The sequence below is a fragment of the uncultured Mucilaginibacter sp. genome (assembly GCF_903913935.1).
Classification (GTDB): Bacteria; Bacteroidota; Bacteroidia; order Sphingobacteriales; family Sphingobacteriaceae; genus Mucilaginibacter.
This window is the reverse complement of record NZ_CAIWNH010000337.1, coordinates 1-2,406: the sequence shown is the minus strand read 5'-3', so window position 1 is coordinate 2,406 and position 2,406 is coordinate 1. Positions and strand designations below refer to the sequence as shown.

At 36.7% G+C, this 2,406-nt stretch carries 5 protein-coding genes; 2 read left to right on the top strand and 3 right to left on the bottom strand.

Translation table 11 applies throughout. The features are described from left to right. The first annotated feature begins 108 nt into the window (after window positions 1-108). Together QZY09_RS13245 and QZY09_RS13240 are read left to right on the top strand one after the other, a co-directional pair. The gene (locus tag QZY09_RS13245; protein WP_295673096.1) at window positions 109-588 is read left to right on the top strand and encodes a hypothetical protein; all 480 of its coding nucleotides are present in this window, start codon (window positions 109-111) and stop codon (window positions 586-588) included. A gap of 10 nt (window positions 589-598) precedes the next feature. Continuing rightward, on the top strand, window positions 599-892 hold the full coding sequence (locus QZY09_RS13240) for a hypothetical protein (RefSeq protein ID WP_295673094.1): 294 nt from the start codon (window positions 599-601) through the stop codon (window positions 890-892). Window positions 893-1,029: 137 nt separating this feature from the next. Here QZY09_RS13240 and QZY09_RS13235 read toward each other — a convergent pair whose 3' ends face one another. Genes QZY09_RS13235 through QZY09_RS13225 form a run of 3 tightly spaced genes read right to left on the bottom strand, consistent with a single transcriptional unit; the run spans window position 1,030 to window position 2,161 of the window. After that, window positions 1,030-1,497, bottom strand: a complete 468-nt coding sequence (locus QZY09_RS13235) for a hypothetical protein (RefSeq protein WP_295673092.1) — start codon at window positions 1,495-1,497, stop codon at window positions 1,030-1,032. A gap of 9 nt (window positions 1,498-1,506) precedes the next feature. Beyond that, the gene (locus tag QZY09_RS13230; RefSeq protein ID WP_295673090.1) at window positions 1,507-1,866 is read right to left on the bottom strand and encodes a helix-turn-helix domain-containing protein; all 360 of its coding nucleotides are present in this window, start codon (window positions 1,864-1,866) and stop codon (window positions 1,507-1,509) included. Then, window positions 1,850-2,161: a type II toxin-antitoxin system HigB family toxin gene (locus tag QZY09_RS13225; protein WP_295673088.1), complete on the bottom strand. Its 312-nt coding sequence runs from the start codon at window positions 2,159-2,161 to the stop codon at window positions 1,850-1,852. The genes QZY09_RS13230 and QZY09_RS13225 overlap by 17 nt, the downstream gene beginning before the upstream one ends. Between the last annotated feature and the right edge of the window lie 245 nt (window positions 2,162-2,406).

Here is a 2,406-nt window from a genome sequence, read left to right as displayed (position 1 = left end):
TTTTGGGTGAGACAGAAAATAAACAACCGGACGCTTTTCCTTTGTTTTGTTTTAAATTGACCCAATTATCAAAATATTAAATGTGGATATTTGAATCTAATACTAACTATGCTGGAATTTAATTTAAAGGGCTTTCTTGTTCCGGATAAAAATATCCGATCTTCTATTGAAGAGTTTGAGACTGTTTTTGTGAATTCCATTCAATCGGTAAAACGAAAAGAACTATTTAACAATTATATTTCGTATTCGACGGCGCTTAAGCAATTGTGCAACGGAGTTGATTTTAAGCAATGGATTGACGGATCCTATGTAACTAAAAAAATGGAGCCAAATGATATTGACCTGGTTACGTTTTTAGATTTTTCTATTGTGGAATCGTTGGGGGATAGTTTAAGCGATTATAAATACCCGGCATCCCAAAATCTCTTTGGTGTTGATGCCTACATTGTTAAAATATACCCTCAAGGTCATAAATATCATCTTTTATATCAGTCAGACATAGCCTATTGGATCAATCAATTTAATCAAACACAAAGAAATAGAATTGGGAAAAAACAGCCCAAAGGATTTTTGGAAATTATTACGTAAATTTGATTAGATGAAAAAAGCAGAAATTTATAAGCTGATGGACTTGATAGAAGATGTCAAGAAACTTGATGAGTTGATTTCATTTCATCGGCGGGCTGACGCATCCGATTTTATGATCAGTCAATATGAAGCAAAAAAAACTAAATTAATGGGAATCCTTATAGATGAGTTGGCTTCTCCTCCTGTTCAATCTACTCAAAGCTATTTGCTGATTAAAATGCTTTTAAACAAATACTATCCTGCTAAATCAGAACTGGATTATATTGTTGATAGCGATATCAGCAAACTAGCTGCGGCTATTTAACTATTCACGTTTTAATTGGGCGCTGGCATTGCGGTATGCCATTTATATCCGCCCGTCCGGTTTTGGGTGAGACAGAAAATAAACAAACGGACGCTTTTTTTTGAGAGCCTCGCAATGACAAATTGAGTTTAAATCCCTCAAAAACAAAAATTCAGGTCGCTTTTCTTCATCCCGTAGGGCTCAAAGCTAAAGTCATCAAACTTGATAAAGCTTTTATCACGATAGTAAAGGAATACCTTGCCGCTGTGGTTAACATTTACGGCTACCGAGTCAACAGGGCCGAAGGTTTTATCAAGGTGGCCGGCAGCGAAGGTAGCAATGCCATTTTTTATTTTGATCGCATCGTCATCGTTATACACACTAAGATCCTTTACACCTGCCGAGTCCAGTTTTACGCATACCTGGTAGCATTTGCTCTTCATATATTCGTAGATACGAACATGTATTACCTTGCCCTTAAACACTAAATTACCAAATTCAGCCTGCCTGGTTTTGTGCAGCTCGGCTTTTTTAAGGGCATTGATATAAGTAGATACCCCCATGCTGATTACAAACAGCGCGATCACCGCCATCAACTGGTAAATTTTTTGTTCCTGGATTTTCATTTGCGTAAATTAATAGGCTTGAATTAATACTTCTGCCGGAATATGTAAAACCTCATTTAGCTTCCTGATCATCGCCAGGCTTAATTTTCTTTTTCCAGAAAGGATCTCGGATTTCCTTGAACGATATCCGAGTATTTCCCCTAATTCTTTTTCTGACAATCCCATTTGGTCTAAACGAAATTTGATTGCTTCCAAAGGGTTCGGTGCTGGAATCGGATAATGTTCTTTTTCATAGGCTTCCACAAGAATGCCTAAAACTTCTAATTCATCACCCTCGGGTGAATTCTCGATAATGTCTGTTTGCATCAATTCATAAACCCTCGCCAGGGCTGTATTATATTGATCTTCCGTTTTAATCGGCTTTGTCATAACTTACGGTTTTTGCATCAATGTCGTCATATTGCTTATGTGTCCCAAACCAAACAATGAAAACCATTTTGTATTTGTATTCTACATCAACTATTAGTCTGTAGCTATTACCATGAATATTAAAAACCACTCTTTTATTACTCAAAATCGAAGCATTCCTATATAAAACTTTTAATTCTGCTGAATTGTTCCAATTCGCTTTTGCAGCTTCATCATACCAACTAAGCAAAGCTTGTTCAGCCTGATGATATTCTTCTGCATATTCCTTTAAGGTCTTTAGGGCAATAACTCGCATTCAATTATCTTCAAATATACAAAAAATGTTACCATTTTGGTAACATTAGAAAATATTACTTCAAAGTAAAACAAAAAAATCCCACAAAAAAAAGAGCTTGCCTAAGCAAGCTCCTTCGCATTATGATAGGGTGGTTTATTGCTTTACAGCGGGTGCGGCAACCGGTGCCGCGTATTTATCAAATGTATTAACCGGGATGCCGGTTTTCTTTAAGCCATCAGTTATTTGGTTGGCGCTGCCCACTA

Coding starts and splice junctions, on each gene's coding strand:
- QZY09_RS13245 (WP_295673096.1), top strand. CDS start 109: ATGCTGGAATTTAATTTAAAGGGCTTTCTTGTTCCGGATAAAAATATC.
- QZY09_RS13240 (WP_295673094.1), top strand. CDS start 599: ATGAAAAAAGCAGAAATTTATAAGCTGATGGACTTGATAGAAGATGTC.
- QZY09_RS13235 (WP_295673092.1), bottom strand. CDS start 1,497: ATGAAAATCCAGGAACAAAAAATTTACCAGTTGATGGCGGTGATCGCG.
- QZY09_RS13230 (WP_295673090.1), bottom strand. CDS start 1,866: ATGACAAAGCCGATTAAAACGGAAGATCAATATAATACAGCCCTGGCG.
- QZY09_RS13225 (WP_295673088.1), bottom strand. CDS start 2,161: ATGCGAGTTATTGCCCTAAAGACCTTAAAGGAATATGCAGAAGAATAT.